This is a genomic window from Marinomonas alcarazii (assembly GCF_003208215.1).
GTDB classification, from domain to species: Bacteria; Pseudomonadota; Gammaproteobacteria; order Pseudomonadales; family Marinomonadaceae; genus Marinomonas; species Marinomonas alcarazii.
This window is the reverse complement of the sequence record NZ_QKLW01000012.1, coordinates 20,752-40,936: the sequence shown is the minus strand read 5'-3', so window position 1 is coordinate 40,936 and position 20,185 is coordinate 20,752. Positions and strand designations below refer to the sequence as shown.

Annotated in this window: 19 protein-coding genes; 7 read left to right on the top strand and 12 right to left on the bottom strand. The window is 43.8% G+C overall.

The features are described from left to right. Position 1 precedes the first annotated feature (1 nt). A complete protein-coding gene (locus DFP75_RS17145; protein ID WP_110577278.1) occupies positions 2–862 on the bottom strand; it encodes a PhzF family phenazine biosynthesis protein in 861 nt (286 codons plus the stop codon). Positions 863–1,082: 220 nt separating this feature from the next. Between DFP75_RS17145 and sbmA the strand changes: the two genes are divergently transcribed. Continuing rightward, a complete protein-coding gene (sbmA, locus tag DFP75_RS17140) occupies positions 1,083–2,363 on the top strand; it encodes a peptide antibiotic transporter SbmA (RefSeq protein WP_110577277.1) in 1,281 nt (426 codons plus the stop codon). A 99-nt stretch (positions 2,364–2,462) separates the two neighbouring features. Here the strand turns inward: sbmA and DFP75_RS17135 are convergent, their stop codons facing one another. The 3 genes from DFP75_RS17135 to DFP75_RS17125 form a co-directional block, all read right to left on the bottom strand. Then, positions 2,463–2,672 carry a hypothetical protein gene (locus DFP75_RS17135; RefSeq protein WP_110577276.1) on the bottom strand — a complete coding sequence of 70 codons (210 nt, stop codon included), beginning with the start codon at positions 2,670–2,672 and terminating at the stop codon, positions 2,463–2,465. 134 nt (positions 2,673–2,806) lie between these two features. After that, entirely contained in the window at positions 2,807–5,737 is a 2,931-nt protein-coding gene (glnE, locus tag DFP75_RS17130) for a bifunctional [glutamate--ammonia ligase]-adenylyl-L-tyrosine phosphorylase/[glutamate--ammonia-ligase] adenylyltransferase (protein ID WP_110577275.1), read from the bottom strand. A 51-nt stretch (positions 5,738–5,788) separates the two neighbouring features. Continuing rightward, positions 5,789–6,730 (bottom strand): CYTH domain-containing protein, encoded by a 942-nt coding sequence (locus DFP75_RS17125; RefSeq protein ID WP_110577274.1) that lies wholly within the window; start codon positions 6,728–6,730, stop codon positions 5,789–5,791. 131 nt (positions 6,731–6,861) lie between these two features. Here DFP75_RS17125 and argE point away from each other — a divergent pair, with 131 nt between their 5' ends. Together argE and argA are read left to right on the top strand one after the other, a co-directional pair. Further along, positions 6,862–8,037 carry an acetylornithine deacetylase gene (gene argE / locus DFP75_RS17120; protein ID WP_110577273.1) on the top strand — a complete coding sequence of 392 codons (1,176 nt, stop codon included), beginning with the start codon at positions 6,862–6,864 and terminating at the stop codon, positions 8,035–8,037. Then, entirely contained in the window at positions 8,027–9,349 is a 1,323-nt protein-coding gene (gene argA, locus DFP75_RS17115; protein ID WP_110577272.1) for an amino-acid N-acetyltransferase, read from the top strand. The genes argE and argA overlap by 11 nt, the downstream gene beginning before the upstream one ends. Positions 9,350–9,419: 70 nt before the next feature. Here the strand turns inward: argA and DFP75_RS17110 are convergent, their stop codons facing one another. The 6 genes from DFP75_RS17110 to rpoE form a co-directional block, all read right to left on the bottom strand. Beyond that, positions 9,420–9,845, bottom strand: coding sequence for a chemotaxis protein CheW (locus tag DFP75_RS17110; RefSeq protein WP_110577271.1), 426 nt, complete (start codon positions 9,843–9,845; stop codon positions 9,420–9,422). Between the two features lie 151 nt (positions 9,846–9,996). Further along, positions 9,997–11,406 carry a DegQ family serine endoprotease gene (locus DFP75_RS17105; RefSeq protein WP_110577270.1) on the bottom strand — a complete coding sequence of 470 codons (1,410 nt, stop codon included), beginning with the start codon at positions 11,404–11,406 and terminating at the stop codon, positions 9,997–9,999. Between the two features lie 61 nt (positions 11,407–11,467). After that, the gene (locus DFP75_RS17100; protein ID WP_110577269.1) at positions 11,468–11,935 is read right to left on the bottom strand and encodes a SoxR reducing system RseC family protein; all 468 of its coding nucleotides are present in this window, start codon (positions 11,933–11,935) and stop codon (positions 11,468–11,470) included. After that, on the bottom strand, positions 11,928–12,899 hold the full coding sequence (locus DFP75_RS17095; RefSeq protein ID WP_110577268.1) for a MucB/RseB C-terminal domain-containing protein: 972 nt from the start codon (positions 12,897–12,899) through the stop codon (positions 11,928–11,930). Before DFP75_RS17095 ends, DFP75_RS17100 begins: the two co-directional genes overlap by 8 nt. 3 nt (positions 12,900–12,902) lie before the next feature. Further along, positions 12,903–13,580, bottom strand: coding sequence for a sigma-E factor negative regulatory protein (locus tag DFP75_RS17090; protein WP_110577267.1), 678 nt, complete (start codon positions 13,578–13,580; stop codon positions 12,903–12,905). 2 nt (positions 13,581–13,582) lie between these two features. After that, positions 13,583–14,170, bottom strand: a complete 588-nt coding sequence (gene rpoE / locus DFP75_RS17085) for an RNA polymerase sigma factor RpoE (RefSeq protein ID WP_110577339.1) — start codon at positions 14,168–14,170, stop codon at positions 13,583–13,585. A 233-nt stretch (positions 14,171–14,403) separates the two neighbouring features. Between rpoE and nadB the strand changes: the two genes are divergently transcribed. Next, positions 14,404–15,999, top strand: a complete 1,596-nt coding sequence (gene nadB, locus DFP75_RS17080) for an L-aspartate oxidase (RefSeq protein ID WP_110577266.1) — start codon at positions 14,404–14,406, stop codon at positions 15,997–15,999. A 27-nt stretch (positions 16,000–16,026) separates the two neighbouring features. On the opposite strand, the gene DFP75_RS17075 is transcribed toward nadB, so the two are convergent. Both DFP75_RS17075 and DFP75_RS17070 read right to left on the bottom strand, forming a co-directional pair. Beyond that, positions 16,027–16,407, bottom strand: coding sequence for a hypothetical protein (locus DFP75_RS17075; RefSeq protein ID WP_146219966.1), 381 nt, complete (start codon positions 16,405–16,407; stop codon positions 16,027–16,029). 49 nt (positions 16,408–16,456) lie between these two features. Then, a complete protein-coding gene (locus DFP75_RS17070; RefSeq protein ID WP_110577264.1) occupies positions 16,457–16,732 on the bottom strand; it encodes an FAD assembly factor SdhE in 276 nt (91 codons plus the stop codon). A gap of 323 nt (positions 16,733–17,055) precedes the next feature. Between DFP75_RS17070 and DFP75_RS17065 the strand changes: the two genes are divergently transcribed. The 3 genes from DFP75_RS17065 (at position 17,056) to DFP75_RS17055 (ending at position 20,183) form a co-directional block, all read left to right on the top strand. Next, positions 17,056–18,375 (top strand): ABC transporter substrate-binding protein, encoded by a 1,320-nt coding sequence (locus DFP75_RS17065; RefSeq protein ID WP_110577263.1) that lies wholly within the window; start codon positions 17,056–17,058, stop codon positions 18,373–18,375. Positions 18,376–18,481: 106 nt separating this feature from the next. After that, positions 18,482–19,342, top strand: a complete 861-nt coding sequence (locus DFP75_RS17060) for a carbohydrate ABC transporter permease (protein ID WP_110577262.1) — start codon at positions 18,482–18,484, stop codon at positions 19,340–19,342. A gap of 10 nt (positions 19,343–19,352) precedes the next feature. Continuing rightward, the gene (locus DFP75_RS17055) at positions 19,353–20,183 is read left to right on the top strand and encodes a carbohydrate ABC transporter permease (RefSeq protein ID WP_110577261.1); all 831 of its coding nucleotides are present in this window, start codon (positions 19,353–19,355) and stop codon (positions 20,181–20,183) included. Positions 20,184–20,185 lie beyond the last annotated feature (2 nt).

The window sequence follows — 20,185 nt, the reverse complement described above, 5'->3', positions numbered from 1 at the left end:
CTCATATGCTGATATAGCATACCCTATCAAACGCCCCTTCCCCTCCAACTTGAACCTGCGTTAATTCCTCTTTATCTATGGTTAATTGAGTCACTAGACGCGATGACACTTCCATCGCCCGCCCTTGCTCAAAAATCGCCTGCTGATAACCAAAGTGCCGGTTCAAATAACAGACTAACGCGCCACTCGAACTGCCTGTCGCGGATTCTTCGGGTATACCAACCGCTGGTGCAAAGTTACGGCAACTGGCGGTATAAGCACTTTCCTGTAGGTTCATTTCAAAGACATGAAAACCGACATACTGGTGTTGTTGGCAAAACCGAGTAATCGCCTCATGATCCACTTCAAGACAATCTAGCACTCCATAAGGAACAGGAACCATCAGGTCAATCAAGCCAGTAGAAATAGCTTGAATAGGCAAACCTGTTTGCAAAATCAGTGACGGCGCAATACCTAACAAAGGCGCGATCTCTTGAGCACTAAACTCGTCAAACCAAGTTGGTAAGCTTTGACTCATTAAGATATCACCATTTAACGCCACATCGACATCTAAGACGCCCGCTTTCGTTTCTTGTCGATATTTTCCAGCAGCAATAGATTGAAAATGATGGAGCAACCAAAAGGTACTTAACGTGGCATGACCGCAAAAATCGACTTCTACGGTAGGAGTGTAAAAAGATACCTGAAAATCAGCCTTATCACTTTTACTAACAAATGCTGTTTCAGACACACCCACTTGCTGCGCTATGAATTGTCTCTGTGGCTCTGTTAAGGGATCTGCATTTAACACCACACCCGCCAAATTTCCGCCTTGGCCCGCAATAGAAAAAGCTCGAATTAGATACACCTCAACCTGCGCCATATTATTTCCCTGTACCTTAAGTTTGCCATAAAGTGCTTTAGTATAATGAAAACGACTCTTAGTTAATAAATTGTCGCCTTTTTTGCTGATTCAAGTACTGGTATCTGATTGTCATTATCACTTCACTGGTTTAAGCTCGGATGATTCGCCATTAACTAACCCTGTGTAAATCAATGGCTTACTCATCCCAACTAATTAACTAACATAGAGAAACAACAACGTGTTTCAATCTTTTTTCCCAAAACCCAAGCTCTTTTTCCTAAGTTTTGTCATCTGGGCACTAGTTTGTGTGATTGGCTGGTATGCTGTCGTTCAGGACTTAGGACACATTTTAAGCCTAGGCTCCTTTTTTGGCGTCCACTTTCCTGAGGCTTTAGCGGAAGGTGCTGATGCTGCTGCCCAAAACGCATTTCAGAGCGCACAAAGTACGGCATTAGATGCGTGGCTCTATCAATACATAGCGGTATGTTATGGGTTATTTATCGGGATCTGGATGATCTTCGGTGGCCATAAATGGGCAAAATGGTCAGTGATGGGGTCGGGCTTAATTATTTTTGCTACTTGGTTCAGCGTACAACTTAGCGTCATGCTGAACAGTTGGTATGGCGATTTTTATAACCTAGTTCAAAAAGCCTTAACAACCCCAAATTCAATCACTATGGATGACTACTTTGCTCAGATCTATGTCTTTTTTGGGATTGCAGCAACACACATAAGCCTCGTGGTTCTAAAAAGCTTCTTTGTGAGCCATTACATCTTCCGCTGGAGAACGTCCATGACGGAATATTATTCATCAAAATGGCAGCAAGTTAGGCACATTGAAGGGGCATCACAGCGTATCCAAGAAGACACCATGCGCTTTGCCAGCATAATGGAAGGTCTAGGAGTGCGTTTGATCAGCTCAGTTATGACTTTGATCGCCTTTTTGCCTGTACTGTGGGGGCTCTCCTCCTATGTCAAAGAACTTCCCTTTATCGGTGAAGTACCACAGGGGTTAGTTTTCACCGCATTATTTTGGTCGATTATCGGGACAGCACTTCTTGCGGTAGCTGGTATCAAACTTCCCGGTTTGGAATTTAAAAATCAACGTGTTGAGGCTGCCTACCGAAAAGAACTGGTATATGGTGAAGATAGAGCCGACAGAGCAGAGCCTGCAACATTAAAAGAACTGTTTAACCATGTACGTAAAAACTACTTCACTCTTTACTTTAACTACTTGTATTTTAATGTGGTTCGTTACGGTTACCTTCAAGCAGGTGTTTTAGTACCATTAATCGCACTCGGCCCATCTATCGTTGCTGGCGCCATCACTTTTGGGATATTTCAACAAATCAATAATGCGTTCAATCAAGTAGAGAATTCCTTCCAGTACTTGGTTAACTCTTGGACAACGATTGTAGAACTATTATCTATCTACAAACGTCTTAAAGCTTTTGAAGCGGCTATTTACGATCAACCACTGCCTGAAGAAGACCAGAGTTTTATCGAAACACAGCAGTAAATCAATAGCGTATTTTCGTGAATATAAAAGGCCCATTAGATTCAATCTAACGGGCCTTTTATTATTAAGTACATTTCAAATAAACGTTTTTATACGGTGTCAAACGTTAACGTTTATATTCTGACCTAAGTTATCCGTCGTAGTGTGCGACCCACTATTCGCGGCAGGCGTTACCGTTTTTGCCGCTTCCTCTAACAAGGCAAGCTCTTGCTCTGCCTTTTGTTGCTGGGCAACTTTTGACAAGCTGGCACTGTATACCTCACTAGCATAATCCATCGCAGGACTACTCAAACCATTAATACTTGGCATTTTTCCTCCTATAAACCTACTAACGTGTTTCGCGTTTGTAGGTTACTCATTGATCAAAAAAACATCAATACATCCAGTATAGTCAGAAAATAACATATTTACGAATGACTTTTTGTAAACGGGATGAAATTTACTCAAACATTTTTATCCGTCACAAAATGACTCCAAAACTGGCTGACCATATTTTGGTTACTGACTAGCTTTTCATTTTGAATAACTCGACTTTGATGTTGCAAACTCAAACGGTGAACGAGCGAGCGATACAAGGTATAAGTGTCAGTCATCTTCTCTGCTTGATCTTTATCTAGAAGCCCAACACTTGCTGCGGCTTCTAACTGGCGGACATTATCCGAAAAACGCATAAGTTCAGGATACTGGTGCGACCAAGCCAATACTAAGTACTGCACCATAAATTCGATGTCTATAATGCCACCAGCGCCCTGCTTAAGATCAAAACCTTTGTCTTTACCGCCAGTATCAAGGTGAGCACGCATTTTCTCACGCATTTTTATTACTTCCGCTTTGAGTTCGTTTCGATCTCTAACAGAAGCAATAATCTCTTTGCGGCAATCTTCAAACTTAGCCAGTAGATTAGGGTCTCCTGCCAAACCACGAGAACGCGTCAATGCTTGATGCTCCCAAACCCACGCTTCCTTTTGCTGGTAATCTTTAAAGGCATCTAAACTAGAAACCAATAGGCCAGAATTACCAGAAGGACGCAAGCGCATGTCTACCTCATACAATCGACCCGCAGCGGTAAAGCTCGTGATCATGTGAATTAAACGCTGCCCTAGTCGAGTATAGAAAGTTAAATTATCGATACTGCGTTCGCCGTCTGTGCTACCTGTTGCTTGTGCATCATGAATAAACACAAGATCCAAATCTGAATCGTAACCCAGCTCCCAGCCACCGGATTTTCCATAACCTATAATCGCCAGTTGCGGAGAATACGCAGCTTCACCTTGGCTCACAGGAAAGCCATGTTTCTTGGTCAAATATTGCCAAGACTGCTGCAATACTTGATCAAGAAGCACTTCTGCCAACCAAGTTAAGTGATCACTCACTTTCATGACAGGCAAGATTTCGGTGATATCACAGGCCGCAATACGCAAGATAATAGAACGTCTAAAGCGACGCATAGCATCCATTTGTGCTTCTTCATCTTCTTCCGGCAAACGCAATAATATCTGCTGAAGCTCTTCAGCAAGCATCGTCTTATCAGGTGGAGAAAACAGCGTATTGGCATCTAACAACTCATCCAACAATGCTGGCGTTGTCGAGATCGCCTCGGTGAACCAAACACTTTCTCGGCATAAGCGAATCAGGTGTGTCAGCGCAGTTTGGTTCTCACATAGCAGCACCAAATAAGCCGTTCTGCGCAATACCGCTTCTAATATGGGGAAAACACGCTCCAACACTAGATCTGGATTCACTTCATCCGTTAATTTCGTTATGAGCGCAGCTAAAAACACCGCAAGCCGTTCATGCCCAATAGGTTGCATGTAAACAACAGTACGCGAGCTAAGCAATTGTGCGATTCTCATAATCGCTGCTTCTTGATCTTGCCAAGCAATTAATGCGATAGCATCTTCAATGGCTTCTTTGTCTTCTGGATGCTTAATCAATAAACGCCATGTTTCTTGGTTCTTAACCTCTTCACTGCTTTCATGACCGTCATCGATCAGGGCGACAAAAGAACGATGAACATTTTTACGTACTTCCCATAAACGTTCATCTAACGCCTCCCAAGAAGGAAACCCAACCATCAAGGCAATGCGAGTACGAGCTCTTTCATCTTCAGGCAACAATTGGGTTTGCTCATCGTTGACCGCTTGCAATGCATGCTCTGTTCGGCGCAGCAGTAAATAAGCATCGCGTAATTGCTCAACTTCCTCTGTGGGTAAATAATCCTGCTTAGCAAGGTAAGGTAAGACTTCTAGCAAAGCGGGTGTTTGTAGCTTCTGATCTCTACCGCCATGGAGGATTTGCAAAGCTTGGGCTATGAACTCTACTTCGCGAATTCCACCTTCGCCTAATTTAATATTATGCTCTATGCCTTTACGACGCACTTCTTTGGCAATCATTTGTTTAAGATCACGCAGCGCCCCGATTGCTCCAAAGTCTAAATACTTGCGATAGACAAAAGGCTTTCGTAACGCTTCAAATTCACGAACATCTAAGGTATTTCCTGACATGACACGAGCTTTGATCATGGCATAGCGTTCCCAATCTCGGCCTTGATCTTGGTAATAGTTCTCTAGAGAATCCATGTTCAACACCAAGGCCCCTGACTGACCAAACGGTCGCAAGCGCATGTCGACTCTAAATACAAAGCCATCGGCACTTACCTGATCCAAATGCTGGATCAGTTTTTGTCCCAACTTAGTAAAGTACTCTTGATGAGATAGGCTTTTTTTACCACCTTGGGTGTCACCATGTTCGCGGAATGCAAAAATGAGGTCGATGTCGGAAGACAGGTTTAATTCGTTGCCCCCCAATTTCCCCATACCAATCACAATCATCGACTGAGGCTGGCCGTTACTATCCAACGCCTGACCATACAAGGCTAGATAGTGCTGCGTTGTCCATTGCAAGCTGGCGTTAACACACGCATCCGCTAGGCCACTTAGGCGTGATGTCAGCTCAGTCAATGAAATTTGTTGCTGAATATCCAAGGCGATTAGTCGCACCATCCACCACTGTCGATACAAACGCAAACGTTTAATAAAACCCGCTTCATCTAGTGGTTCTGACGTCTCTGTCGAACATGCACTCGCCTCACATGAGAAAAACGCTTCCCCAGCCATTAACGCTTCCACTGATGGTTTTTCCGGCAACTCTTTTAACGTTAAGAGATCATCTAACCAATGAGGGAAACGAGTAAATTGCTGATGCAAATACTCACTCAGAACCCATAACGGCTCTAATGTATCGATTTGCTCTTGGCTCAATGCATCAAGACCATGCCTCTCTCGTGCGTCTTGAACATGCTCCAATAACAAGGAACGAGAAAGAGATTGCTCACAAAATATCGCGTAATTTGGGTTTAAATGAGGTGGTGTCACAGGGCTTCCTTACAACATTTTCTTTTTATTTTTTCGTTACAACATAGATCATTAAGCTTGGCTGTTTAACCATTGCCCGACAAGTAACATATTGACGCCAATGTTTGTCATGCCAGCTAACTGTTTTAACACAACAGATTCGTCTGCTAAATAAGGCATTAACTCATTATCTAATGCGGTTAATTGCTGCGCTAATGTGTCTGGTAAGCAGTTTTTCAACTGCGCCATAGAGTGACGGAATGGTTGCAAAAGCGCTTCATCCTCCATGAAATACATTGCCTCCCAATACACTAACCATACTTCATACCAATACGCCGCCAGCTCAATAGAACTTGACGTCGCAAGTGGTTTATCAGGGAACTCTATCTGCCCATATTTCAAACGTACGCCTTTTTGAGCCTTAGAGACAATGCTCACTTGCACTGGAACCCGCTCGGCCAACTGCAATGCAAATTGATATAAGCCGGATTCGTCACCTTGCTTCAATTCCAGTTCTAACTCACAAATTGAATCTTCTCCATATGGAGAGGTAACCAAACCTTGATCACAAACCACTTCCATTTTGCAGGCGGCTGAATGAATATTCCAAACTTGGCGCTCGAAGTCCGTTCGATATACTTCAACCAGCTCATTGGCCCAGGACATATCTTGCAAGCTTTCTGGCAAAGGCACTTCATTCAATAGTGATAAATCTAATTGGTCATTAGGTAAAAACCACTCCCACTCTCCCCGGGCGTGCATGCCAATACGATTACTACCTCGAGTTTTTACCGTTTGAATAAAGGTCTTGTTTACCGCTCGAATACGCAACGCCATGCCTCCTTTCATAAGACTGGCGTCTTCAGTATCAAAGTAGGCATTCATCAAAGCCAAGGTTGGCTGACGAGATTGATCCTCCGCATCAGCAAGCGCGCAAAATTCATCAAGAAAATCACTTGCGGACTTGAGATACTCAGACTGAAGCATTAACTTTAGCTCTAGCTCGGTAGCCATAATATACGAACCTCTAAAACCTTTGCTGTTGAGCAAACAACAAAGAAAAAATAATGTGCGAGCAAGTGTACCAGATGCCTAGCGTTCAGTAGTAATATTCGCTCATAACTCGGATTCAAGGAACGCCTTTTATGCCCGCATTGCCTTCGCTCATTAGTATGATGTCTCAGCTTATTGCATCGCCTTCTATCAGTTGTAGTCAAGCTGATTGGGATCAGTCAAATAAAGGGGTTATTCAATTGCTCGAGAGCTGGCTCAGCTCCCAAGGCTTTCAATGTGAAGTAATGCCTTTGCCAGACAACCCGAACAAATTCAATTTGATTGCCACGCTTGGCAGCGGTGATGGCGGTTTAGTGCTATCCGGCCACACAGACACAGTGCCTTACGACAAAGGTCGATGGAAATCAGACCCCTTTAAATTAGAAGAGCGGGAGCAAAAACTCTATGGCCTTGGCAGCTGTGACATGAAAGGCTTCTTTGCTATCGTGATCGATACCATTCAACAGATGCAGCTATCTAATCTGAAGCAACCACTCATCATACTCGCCACGGCTGATGAAGAAAGCTCCATGTCAGGCGCAAGAGCACTTGTGGATCAAGGCACTTTAAAGGCAAGGTATGCCCTGATAGGTGAACCTACATCATTAACACCTATCTATGCCCACAAGGGCATTATGATGGAACGAATCCAAGTAACAGGACAATCTGGTCATTCCTCTAATCCATCATTGGGAAACAATGCACTGGATGCCATGCACGATGTGATGTCGGAATTAATGCTGTTTCGCCAACAATTGAAAACAAACTATCGCGACGCCAATTTTGTTATTGACTACCCAACAATGAATTTTGGCTGCATCCATGGTGGCGACAACCCGAATCGAATTTGTGGACATTGTGAACTTGAATTTGATTTACGAGCCCTACCTGGAATGAGTAATCAGGCTCTTATGGCAGAAATTGCCGCCATTCTTCCCCGCATAGAAGAAAAAACTGGCACAATAATACAGTTAAATAGTTTGTTTCCTGACGTTCCGTCTTTTTATACATCGGTCGAATCAGATATCATAAAAGCATGTGAAGCCTTAACCAAACGCCAAGCCAGCACAGTGGCGTTTGCAACGGAAGGCTCCTTCCTAAATCAAATGGGAATGGAGACGTTGATTTTAGGGCCTGGCTCGATTGATCAGGCTCACCAGCCAAATGAATTTATGGCACTGGATCAAATTAAACCTATGCAAGGGGTAATTCGCGGTCTTATAGAGCGTTTCTGCCTTCAATTAAACGAGCAAAAAAATGAGGAATAAAGTGCCTGAAGAATTCAACTATGTGGACTGGTTCCGCCATTCTTCCCCCTATATTAATGCCCATAGGGGAAAAACCTTCGTCATATTGATTCCAGGTGAAGCTGTCGAATGCACACACTTTTCCAGCATAATTCATGACCTTGCGTTGCTGGATTCATTAGGAATTCGCCTTGTCTTAGTACAAGGTGCTCGACCACAAATAAGCCGAGCGCTATCTAATCGAAATTTAGTCAGCCGCGTCGAAGATGACTATCGTGTCACGCCACAGGATCAGTTATTGGATATTATCCAAGCTTCTGCTGCAGTGCGTGTCCAACTTGAAGCCCAACTTTCTATGGGGCTTTCAAACACCCCTATGGATGGCGCTAGATTAAAAGTGTGTAGTGGTAATTATGTTATTGCTAGACCTCTGGGTGTGGTTGATGGCATCGATTACGGACACACAGGAGAGGTTCGTCGAATCGACACAGAAGCCATTTTTCGCCTACTTGAAGACGACAATATGGTGCTCTTGCCGCACCTTGGTTTCTCGCCAACAGGTGAAGTCTTCAACTTAAAAAGCGAAGACGTTGCCATCCAAGCGGCCACTCAACTAAAAGCTGACAAGCTTATTATTTACGCTGAAGACGAAGGTGTCTTTAAAAGCGATGGGGAGCTTTACTCAGAGCTGTTAACCAAGGATGCAGAAGCCATACTGAAAGAAAAATCGCTTTCTAGCATTACCCATGCCGCCTTAGACGCCTGCGTGCAAGCGGTTCGCAAAGGCGTGCCAAGAGCGCATTTGATTTCATACAATGTTAATGGCGGATTACTGCAGGAGCTTTTCACTCGTGAAGGCTCAGGCACCATGATCGACGAAGACAGTTATGAGCAATTGCGTCCGGCGCACATTGATGACGTTGGTGGCATGATGGCATTATTGTCGCCATTAGAAGAAAAAGGCATCTTAGTAAGGCGGTCACGCGAGCTGTTAGAAAATGAGATAGATCGTTTTATCGTCATCGAGCGTGACGGAGCAATCGTTGCTTGCGCAGCCTTATACCCATTCGAACAAGAGTATTCTGGTGAGTTAGCTTGTTTAGCCGTATCGCCAGATTATCGTGGTTCCAACCGTGGTGAACGCTTACTAAAAGGCATAGAACAAGCCGCTAAACGCCTTAACCTTTCAATGCTTTTCCTGCTTACCACTCGAACAGCTCATTGGTTTATCGAGCGAGGCTTTAGCGAAACAACCTTAGCCAGTTTACCAACGCAAAAGCAAGCACTGTATAACTACCAGCGTAACTCCAAAATCTTCGCTAAAAAGTTGTAGCATTTGCATTAACAGCACGAAGTCAAAAACGACCTATGGGGCTTATCTCTAGGTCGTCATCGACTTTTATTCAGTCCAGCGCTTTGCAGTAATCACTAAACTCCACCAGGATATAAAGCTGCTTATTAAGCTGCACAGTGCCTTGAATGCAATGATGATCTCGATACTCAAGACCGTTCGTGTCTACACTTTGCGGTATATCCATCACCTGCTCAACCTCTTCTACCCGAACGCCAAAGTAGCCAGTAGGAAAATCCAACACAATAATATGGCCTTCCTTCTTACAGGAATTGGGGTCCAATTTTAGAAGATATGTACCATACAAAACGGTGACCATATTTCCACGTACATCAATCATACCTTCAACACCTTCGCCTGCACCCGGCACAGGTGCTGGAGACTGGTAACTGAGAACTTCTTTTACGTTTGAGAGAGGATGAATGTACCGCTCACCACCTAAACAAAAGCAGATCCCTTTCTCTACAGCTTGATCCACAACCTAACCTCCAAACAATACACTACTTCAATAAGACTTACTTAACGTAAGTCATCGTTCTCACAAAAATAGTTACATGTCTAATCTTTATTCACAAGTTTTAGGCATAAAAAAAGCGACCTGATGGCCGCTTTTTTTCTATCAACTGCTTTTATTCAATGATTTTAAATGGAATAAACATTGGGTAACCCTGCCTAATAACTCGCATTGGCACTGATCGCCCATTAGGAACATTTTTGGCAATCTCCGTAAAAGTCGCCACGCTATCAATGCGTTTACCATTCAGCATAGTGATCACATCACCTGGCTGAAGTCCATTACGCGCTGCTGTACCACCAAGCACTTGCTCGATAACAACACCGCCATCAATTTCAAATTGCTTAGCCATATCCGCTGGCACTTCACCAACAATCATACCTAGGCGGTTTTGATCTTGTTGTGATTGCGCAATGACGTTAGGGTCATTAGGGCGCGCATCCAGTGTCACTGATATCGTTTGCTCCTTACCATCTCGATATACTTTCGCCTCTACTTTTTCACCCGCTTTCATTTGCCCAACGATATAAGGCAGTTCACCCGAATGCGCGATAGATTGACCATTGAATTCCAAGATGATGTCGCCTGATTTTAAGCCTGATTTTTCTGCTGGTGAATCAGGTAATACACGACTGATTAAAGCACCATTTGATCTGTCTAAACCAAATGACTCTGCCAGTTCATTATTTACATCCTGAATCAGCACACCCAACCAAGCACGAGACACCTTACCGTCGCTCTTCAGCTGCTCAACGACTGACATAGCCACTTTGGACGGAATCGCAAAAGACACGCCCATAAAGCCACCCGAACGGGTATAAATTTGTGAATTTATGCCTACCACTTCGCCATCTAAGTTAAACAAAGGGCCACCAGAGTTGCCTGGGTTAATCGCGACATCGGTTTGAATAAAAGGCACATAGTTGTCAGAAGGCAAGTTTCGCCCTGTTGCACTGACAATACCGGCCGTCACGGTATAATCAAAACCAAATGGCGAGCCAATCGCTAATACCCACTGTCCTGGTTTAAGCTTGTCTGAATCCCCCATTTTTACGATAGGCAAGTCATCAGCTTCGATTTTAAGTAAGGCTAAATCGGTACGCGGATCGGTTCCGACTAACTTAGCAACATACTCTCGACGGTCACTTAAGCGCACATGAATAACATCCGCACCATCAATAACATGGTTGTTAGTCAACACATACCCATCATGCGAAACAATGAAGCCAGAACCTAAAGAACTGCGCTGTCCTTGCTGTGGTGGCGCTTGCTGACCGAAAGGCTGCTGACCAAAGAAATGCTTAAAGAACTCGTTAAGCTCTTCGCTATTTGGCCCTAATTGCTGACCACCTTGGTTAGCCGTTTTTGTGGTAACAGTCTGTTCCGTACTGATATTCACAACAGCGGGGGAAGCTTCTTCAACTAACTCGGTGAAGTCAGGCAGAGAAGCCGCATGAGAAAGCATTGAAGTCATCAAAAACATGCTGACGAAGATCATGCTTACGTGTTTAAGCAATCTGTTCATTGATTGGTCTCCTTAAAACGTACCAAGTTCATTACAGTGCCAGGTGAAGATCATTAGACATCTATGGCGTCACAACCAAGGGGATGTGACCGTCATCAAGCGCCTCAATTCGTAAAATTTTTGGATAATAATCCAGGTTATATGTTTCTTTTCTCGATTTATTCCGCGCCAGTAACAAACCACCAGCAAAACCAATAATAGAGAAGATAACCGCGACGCCAGACTCTCCTCCCCATAAAGAGGGCAAAACAGCACCGCCAATTAAGCCAAGTAAAGGTATGAGATACATCCACATAGACGCCTGTAGCAAGGTATCTTCAGGTATACCAACCACCACTTTTTGACCCACTTTCACATTAAAAGAATCAATTGCTTTCATGCGCATTCTATTGGCTGAAGAAACTTGCGCAATCGCATGGTGACCACAGCCGTGGCGTGCACGACACGAAGTACAGGTGCTAGTTCGAATCGTTTCGACATCAGCAAACCCTTCTTCGGTCGATAATACGGTTCCAGATTCTTCAATCATGCTCAGGCCTTGGCATAAATACAGTCATCAGTTTTTCAATAGTCGGTTCAGGTACTTCACCCACCATGGTCAACAAGTACAGCTGGTCTTTTACCTTAATACTTCGTTCGCCAGCAATGGTCGCTCCCATATTCAAAATCGACATGGGCTTAGGCTTCATTGTTGGCTCAATGAACACAGATACTGTTGTCATACCATCCGATAATAAAAGCATGCTAGTTCCATGATTCAAAGAACGCGCTTCAGGCCAAACTAAGGAAAAGCCCTTAGGTAGCCAATCGAACCGCCAAAGATTTTTGACCCGTCTTGGCGGTGTATCAACAACAGATTCTGCATAACTCCCCTCTTTTGGGACAAAATCTTTATCTTTCAAGTCTGGTGCAAAGTTAACGGACGTAAATTGAATTCTTTCTAATAGCTTTCCGTCTGTTTTCATCATGTCATGTTTTAGAAGAAAGTGATTCTCTTCATCTAACCAAAACTGATGTCCATAGCGGTATTGGTCTTTTGGTATAAGTTTTACAGCCACCACTTTACGCCCAGCAATACGGCTCGTATGGTCACTAATTACCATGTCATATCCCTTGATAAGCCGATCACTCTCAACATCTTTAAAGCGCTTGAAAGGCGGTATCAAGGGTGCGCGAGTATTTGCAAGCATCGCATTTGGGTAAACAGAAATAATTTTGTCATCGATGCGCAAAACTTCAATTTTATCGCCATCCAGATCCACTAAGCTTTCATATTCAACGCCATTCATCAAACTATGACGAACACGCATGCTATTCATATTCATTGCTTCAGAATGCACGAACACACCATCATAACTCAGTGTCGAAAATGACTGTGTCATGCTTCTTAGCAAATGCAAAGCATCCGGTGACGCATTACTTGCTAAGCTCGTTCCCGAAATAATAAAGCACAGTACCGTGAAAAAAATGTGAAATGGCGAAATCAATTTCATAAACTACTCTTTTATCGGGTAACTAACGACACGAGCCATAGGAATCATGCCTTGACCTACTGTCATTGTCGCTTGCTCAGCGTGCTGTCGCAGATAGTGCTGCAACTTCTCATTGTCGAATTGCGACGCTTCGCTATCTAACTCAGCCAAAGGGGTAACAACCATATTTGGTAACGACGAACTGACATCAGCCGTTAATTTTTGTATTTGCGGCTCTGATGTTAAGAATTGATTGCCTGCAAAAATAACCACAAATGTCACGCTGGCAGCAATCGCCACACTAGATAACGCCATACGCCAAGCAGGTCGAGACACTGACGAGCTTTCTGTCGGTAGCACGAAAGGCAGTAAGTTACTTCCTTCTGTATTGTCTTGTACATCGGGAAAAGAAGCATCAACGTCAAGTTCTGCACGTATACGAGACAGTAAACTCCCTTCAAGTCCAACCGCCACAGAGGACTCTTTGTGGAGTGTTTGTTGAATCAAGTGAAAACTTTCTAACTGTCGGCTTACATCCTGACTGTCTGCGTTTAATAAACATTCTAAATCTTGCTCCGTCGCCTCGCCATCAAACATGGCCGACAAACTTGGGAGCACATCAGGGTAACTATTCACGTCTAGGGAGTTACCTTTCTCTCGGGAGCTATGATTTTCTGGGAAATCATCATTTAAAGCTTTCATCTTTACTCTCCTGACCCCATCAAGGGACGTATGTGTTTTTCTACCGCCTCTCGAGCACGAAATATACGTGAACGAACCGTTCCTACGGGACAGTCCATAATCAACGAAATATCTTCATAACTCAGACCGTCAAACTCTCGTAGCGTTAATGCACTGCGCAACTCTTCAGGCAACTGTTGAATGGCATAATGAATCGCTTTTTCAAGGCGATCACTGTTTAGTTTCGCTTCAGGTGTGTCTATATCAGCTAAGGGCTCATAGACACTGAACACTTCTTCATTATCCAGTTCAACATCCGACTCTGGAGGACGGCGGGAGCGACTGACTAGATAGTTTTTTGCGGTGTTTACGGCAATACGATACAACCAAGTATAAAAAGCACTTTCTCCACGAAAGCTTCCAATCGCGCGGTACGCCTTAATAAAACTATCCTGAGCTACGTCTAATACTTCACTTCTGTCTTGTACATAACGTCCAATTAAGCCAATAACCTTATATTGATATTTGACTACAAGTAGATCAAAAGCCCGCTTGTCGCCCTGCTGTACTTTTTCAACTAACGCCTGATCTGAAGACGTTTCGTGCTGCATAGGCACCTCATGTAAAATAAACCTATTCGTCTGCGCCTCTGCTACTTCAAGAGAAGACAACGCGCATTCCTATGAGTTCCCGTTTGATATTCTAAACAGCCTGTTTAAACAAGATAAAACACACTCAAAACGACAAAGTATGGTGAATATTCAAAATGTGATCTCAGAAAGTATTCACTATTGAGTGACAACAATAGTAACATTAATTTTTTATTCATAATTAGATCAATACAATGAGCCGACATTATAAATACGACATCGTCATTATTGGCGCAGGCGCTGCGGGATTAACGCTTGCTCTTGAGCTGGCCGATCAGCATCGAGTAGCAATTTTGACTAAAGCCGATATCCGTGAAGGTTCAACATTGTATGCTCAAGGTGGTGTTGCAGCTGTATTATCGGACAAAGACACCATAGATTCTCATATTGATGACACAATTGACGCTGGTGTTGAACTTGGCGACCCAGATGCTATTCGCTTTACGGTTGAACACTCTAAAGAAAGTATTGATTGGCTAATAGATCAAGGCGTTCCCTTCACCCGCTACGGTGAAAGCGAAGAATATCACTTAACAAAAGAAGGTGGTCATAGCCATAGACGCATTATCCACAGTGCAGATGCAACGGGATTAGCCATCTCAAAAACCCTAATTAAAAACGCCAGTAAACACCCCAATATCGATTTTTACCCTGATCGTGTTGCGATCGATGTTATTACCACTGACAAACTTGGCGTTGATGGTCCCAACCGTGCTGTTGGTGTTTACGCGTTAAATCTAGACGACGATGTTATCGAAGTCTTCCACGGCCAATTTATCTCCTTGGCATGTGGCGGCAGCAGCAAAGTGTATCTATATACCAGTAACCCTGATACCGCTTCTGGAGATGGCATTGCCATGGCATGGCGTGCTGGCTGTCGAGTCGCAAACATGGAATTCAATCAATTCCATCCAACCTGCCTCTACGACTCCAAAGCCAAAACCTTTTTGATATCGGAAGCGGTACGTGGTGAAGGCGGAAAACTCTTACTGCCAGACGGCTCTCAATTCATGGAGAAGTTCGATAAACGCAAAGAGCTAGCCCCACGTGACATTGTTGCTCGCGCCATTGACCACGAAATGAAACGCCTTGGCATTCATCATGTTTTGCTAGATATTTCCCATAAAGACCCAGAATTTATCAAAGAGCATTTTCCAACCATTTATAAACGCTGCTTGGAATACGGCCATGATATGACCAAAGGGCCGATTCCTGTCGTGCCCGCGGCTCATTACACTTGTGGTGGTGTCGTGGTAAATCGTCACAGCGCAACAGACATAGCCAACTTATACGCTATCGGTGAAACCGCCTATACAGGCCTTCATGGTGCAAACCGTCTAGCCAGCAACTCTTTATTAGAATGTATTGTTTTTGCTCGCTCAGCGGCCCGCCACATCTCTGAAAACAAGCAAAAGGCAAATGACATCACCATTCCAGACTGGGATGAAAGTAAAGTGACTAATTCAGATGAAGATGTGGTTATCACCCATAACTGGCAAGAGTTACGACGCTTTATGTGGGATTATGTCGGCATAGTGAGAACGGACAAGCGCCTTTTAAGGGCCAAGCATAGAGTCGATTTGTTACAATCAGAAATCCAAGAGTTCTATACTAACTATAAGGTTTCTAACGATTTACTGGAGCTACGAAACTTAGCGGTTGTGGCAGATTTAATCATACGTTCCGCGATGTCTCGCAAAGAAAGCCGAGGCTTACATTTCACCTTAGACTATCCAAATAAGCTGGCAACCAGTACACCGACCATACTGACTCCGAAAAACACAGACTAAGCTGTGTTTTTCGATTCTGAGTTAAAATTAAGCTTTTGAACCAAAACGCTTTTTAGCTTCTTCACTGCGGCTCAGCAAAATTTGCTGTGCCGCATAAGAAAGCAGTGTGTGGTATTGATCCAGCTGAACGCTGTCTCGATAAATAACGCGATAATTAGGCCAAATACGTGCAACAAAAGACTTGCCTCGCTCCACTCTCGCGATCAGTTGCACACTGTTGGCGCGTACAAAAGTTAGCCTCGCATAATGTCCATTCTTAACTAAATACGCACCCTGCCCATCAATCCCAACCCGTTGTTTCTCCATGAAAAAAGCACGAATTAATAAGGTTGCACTAAGCAGTCCAATACCAATATAAAACAATGCCCGCCAAAAGGCAGGCATCCAAAAAACTTGCAATAAAGCCATGTAAGCGATGACCGTTAGTAGCCATACGCTTAAACCAATCCAAGAGCCTTTAAGCTCGGTAGTTTTCAGGCTGAACACGAGTCAAAATAATGTTAACAATGCGAGCATGATCTTCGTCTTCCGGCACTTCACTTTGCATAAACCACGGAAACAATTCCTGATCTTCACAGGTCAACAAGCGAGCAAATCGCTGTTTATCATCCTCTTCCAATGTCAGATATGCATCCGCTAAAAAAGGCTCAAGAAGAACATCAAGCTCCAACATGCCACGACGGCATTGCATTTTAAGACGTTTAAAACTCAATGATTCTACTGTTTCACTCATGACATAACCTCTTAACTAGAATGTCGCCATTATAGCCACTTATATAAAAAAAACGAAAACGCCTCGACCTGAATTACTGACATTTGTCATGTAAAACCTTATTAGTCAAAGGGATAGCCCAATTAAAGGAACATCAAAAGAGTATTATATTGACTCAATTTTGAATAATCCCATAAAAATGAAACAAAATAGTACAAGTATTGGCGGATTATGTATTAACAGGTCAATTATTATATAACTTATATTGATGATCACTTGATAACCAAATATCAAGAATTAGGTACGACTATAAAAACAAAGAAACTCCAAACTGGGGGAAACCTATGAAACGCCTTACCAAGAATACCCTAACTTATGCGGTATCTATAACTGCAGCTATGACGGCTGCAAGTGCATTCTCTGCGACACAAATCACAGTGGCAACCGTAAACAACGGCCACATGATTGAAATGCAAAAACTGACTCCTGAGTTTGAAAAAGCCAATCCTGACATCAAAGTAAAATGGGTCACGCTAGAAGAAGGTGTGCTCCGTCAAAACGTTACTCAAGACATTGCAAATGGTAGTGGGCTTTATGACGTTATGACCATTGGCATGTATGAAGCGCCTATCTGGGGTGAACGCGGCTGGCTACAAGCCGTAGACACAAGCGGAAACTACGATGAGAAAGACATTTTGCCATCTATTCGTGGTGGTCTATCTTATGAAGGAACTATGTATGCTGCGCCCTTCTATGGCGAAAGCTCTATGGTTATGTACCGTAAGGACCTTGTTAAAGCGGCTGGAATGGAAATCAATGATCGTGACAGCTGGGAACATATTCGCGATGTCGCCGCTGCAGTCAATAATCCAGAAAAAGGCATTTACGGCATTTGCTTACGTGGTAAAGCTGGCTGGGGGGACAACATGGCATTCATGACCGCCATGGCAAACTCCTTCGGTGCGCGTTGGTTTGATGAGAACTGGAAACCTCAACTAGAAACAAGCGAATGGAAAAATGCGGTTAGTTTCTACGTTGATTTGCTAACAAAATACGGCCCTCCAGGTTCAAGCAGCAACAGCTTTAACGAAAACTTAGCATTATTCAACGAAGGCAAGTGTGGCATGTGGATTGATGCCACTATCGCGGCATCTTTCGTGACCGATCCTAAGCAAAGTAAAGTGGCGGACAAAGTTGGTTTTGCACAATCGCCTTACGCTGTTACCGAAAAAGGAGCTAACTGGCTATGGGCATGGGCTCTTGGCATTCCAGCAGCCACAAAAAATGCTGAAGCAGCACAGAAATTTGTGCGCTGGGCAACTTCTAAGGAATACATTCAGCTCGTGGGTCAAAAGAATGGCTGGGCTGCGGTACCAACAGGGACAAGAACCAGTACCTATGAAAACCCTAAGTTCCAAAAAGCCGCCGTCTTTGCTGACGCAGAACTAAAAGCCATCAATTCTGCCGATCCAACTGACAGTACGCTCAAACCGTCTCCTTATGTGGGCGTTCAGTTTGCAGCGATTCCTGAGTTCCAAGCAATTGGTACTACTACAGGGCAAATGATCTCCGGAGCGTTATCAGGTTCTATGTCAGTGGATCAAGCATTGAAATCTGCAAACACCTCTGCCGATCGTCAAATGCGTCAAGCAGGTTACTACTAACCGACTTTAAGCTCGACAAAGAAATAGGGCCAAAAAGCCCTATTTCTTACTTTTGATACGTTCTATTTAAGAACAAGCACCCTGCTTATAATAAGAGAAACTCAACATGAAGCGCTCAATCACTCGCTTATTAATGGCGCCATCAGTCATCATGCTTTTGGTTTGGATGATCATACCGTTATCCATGACCATTTACTTTTCAACCATTCGCTACAACTTATTGTACCCAGGTCAAAACAACTTTGTCGGTTTGATGAACTTTGAGTTCTTTATTACCGACCCCGGCTTTGTTCCTGCGGTATCGAACACATTAATTTTGCTGCTTTCCGTTTTAATCATCACGGTAGTTTTAGGTGTCATGCTGTCCGCTTTGATTGATAAGCCATTTTTTGGACAAGGCATTGTACGCGTCTTATTAATATCGCCTTTCTTCATCATGCCAACCGTCAATGCATTGATTTGGAAAAACATGATGATGAATCCCGTCTATGGCATTTTCGCTTGGATCTCTGAATCACTCGGTTTTGAACCCATAGATTGGCTCTCTAGTTATCCATTGGTATCCGTCATTATCATGGTCAGCTGGCAATGGCTGCCATTTGCTATTTTAGTGTTTGTTACCGCACTTCAGTCCCAAGATACTGAACAAAAAGAAGCGGCTCAGATGGATGGCGCGACTGGCTGGCATATCTTCCGCTACCTAACCATTCCACACCTTGCCCGCCCGATTGCGGTAGTTGTCATGATCGAAACCATCTTTTTGTTGGCTGTTTTTGCTGAGATTTTCGTCTCCACTGGTGGCGGCCCAGGTTACGACAGTACCAACCTGGCGTATTTAATTTACAACCAAGCTCTTCTTCAATATGACGTTGGTGTGGCCTCTGCTGGTGGTTTGTTTGCCGTGTTGCTTGCCAATATCGTAGCCATTTTCTTAATTCGTGCCGTTGGCAAAAACTTAACGGTGTGAGGTAAATACAATGACGCTTAATCAACAACGCAAACTAAAAACCATTCTGACAGGCTTATTCGCTTGGTCGGTCGCATTGGTGTTATTTTTCCCAATTTTTTGGATGTTTATCACTTCATTCAAAACCGAATTACAGGCGATATCCGTACCACCGTCGCTGTTCTTCGAACCCACATTGGATAACTTTCGAATCGTTCAAGAGCGCAGTGATTACATTCACCACGCTTGGAATTCCGTGGTTACCTCGTTCGGTTCAACCATCATCGCGCTGATTATTGCCATCCCGGCGGCTTACTCTATGGCGTTTTTCCCCGGCAAGCGTACGAAAGACATTTTGCTTTGGATGCTTTCTACCAAAATGCTACCAGCTGTAGGTGTTCTGGTGCCTATTTACATACTTTGCCGAAACTATGGTTTATTGGATTCAAAAACGGCTCTCGTGATCATTTTCACCCTGATGAACTTGCCTATTATCGTTTGGATGCTGTTCTCTTACTTCAAAGATCTACCAAAAGAGATTCTAGAAGCCGCACGCATGGACGGCGCCACACCTTGGGATGAGGTTGTCAAAGTCGTATTGCCTCTTTCAGTTGGTGCTATTTCCTCTACAGCGCTTTTGTCCATTGTACTTTGCTGGAACGAAGCATTTTGGTCTCTCAACTTAACAGCCTCTGATGCCGCGCCATTAACCGCGATGATTGCCTCTTATTCGAGCCCTGAAGGCTTGTTCTGGGCGAAGTTGTCTGCGGCCTCAACACTTGCTTGCGCCCCCATCGTCATTTTCGGTTGGTTCTGTCAGAAACAATTAGTCCAAGGCCTTACGTTCGGCGCCGTAAAATAATT

Bases quoted from the DNA above. Each gene is read 5' to 3' on its own strand.
- DFP75_RS17145 (WP_110577278.1), bottom strand. From the start codon at position 862: ATGGCGCAGGTTGAGGTGTATCTAATTCGAGCTTTTTCTATTGCGGGC.
- DFP75_RS17135 (WP_110577276.1), bottom strand. From the start codon at position 2,672: ATGCCAAGTATTAATGGTTTGAGTAGTCCTGCGATGGATTATGCTAGT.
- DFP75_RS17125 (WP_110577274.1), bottom strand. From the start codon at position 6,730: ATGGCTACCGAGCTAGAGCTAAAGTTAATGCTTCAGTCTGAGTATCTC.
- argE (WP_110577273.1), top strand. From the start codon at position 6,862: ATGCCCGCATTGCCTTCGCTCATTAGTATGATGTCTCAGCTTATTGCA.
- argA (WP_110577272.1), top strand. From the start codon at position 8,027: ATGAGGAATAAAGTGCCTGAAGAATTCAACTATGTGGACTGGTTCCGC.
- DFP75_RS17105 (WP_110577270.1), bottom strand. From the start codon at position 11,406: ATGAACAGATTGCTTAAACACGTAAGCATGATCTTCGTCAGCATGTTT.
- DFP75_RS17100 (WP_110577269.1), bottom strand. From the start codon at position 11,935: ATGATTGAAGAATCTGGAACCGTATTATCGACCGAAGAAGGGTTTGCT.
- DFP75_RS17095 (WP_110577268.1), bottom strand. From the start codon at position 12,899: ATGAAATTGATTTCGCCATTTCACATTTTTTTCACGGTACTGTGCTTT.
- DFP75_RS17090 (WP_110577267.1), bottom strand. From the start codon at position 13,580: ATGAAAGCTTTAAATGATGATTTCCCAGAAAATCATAGCTCCCGAGAG.
- rpoE (WP_110577339.1), bottom strand. From the start codon at position 14,170: ATGCAGCACGAAACGTCTTCAGATCAGGCGTTAGTTGAAAAAGTACAG.
- nadB (WP_110577266.1), top strand. From the start codon at position 14,404: ATGAGCCGACATTATAAATACGACATCGTCATTATTGGCGCAGGCGCT.
- DFP75_RS17075 (WP_146219966.1), bottom strand. From the start codon at position 16,407: ATGGCTTTATTGCAAGTTTTTTGGATGCCTGCCTTTTGGCGGGCATTG.
- DFP75_RS17070 (WP_110577264.1), bottom strand. From the start codon at position 16,732: ATGAGTGAAACAGTAGAATCATTGAGTTTTAAACGTCTTAAAATGCAA.
- DFP75_RS17065 (WP_110577263.1), top strand. From the start codon at position 17,056: ATGAAACGCCTTACCAAGAATACCCTAACTTATGCGGTATCTATAACT.
- DFP75_RS17060 (WP_110577262.1), top strand. From the start codon at position 18,482: ATGAAGCGCTCAATCACTCGCTTATTAATGGCGCCATCAGTCATCATG.
- DFP75_RS17055 (WP_110577261.1), top strand. From the start codon at position 19,353: ATGACGCTTAATCAACAACGCAAACTAAAAACCATTCTGACAGGCTTA.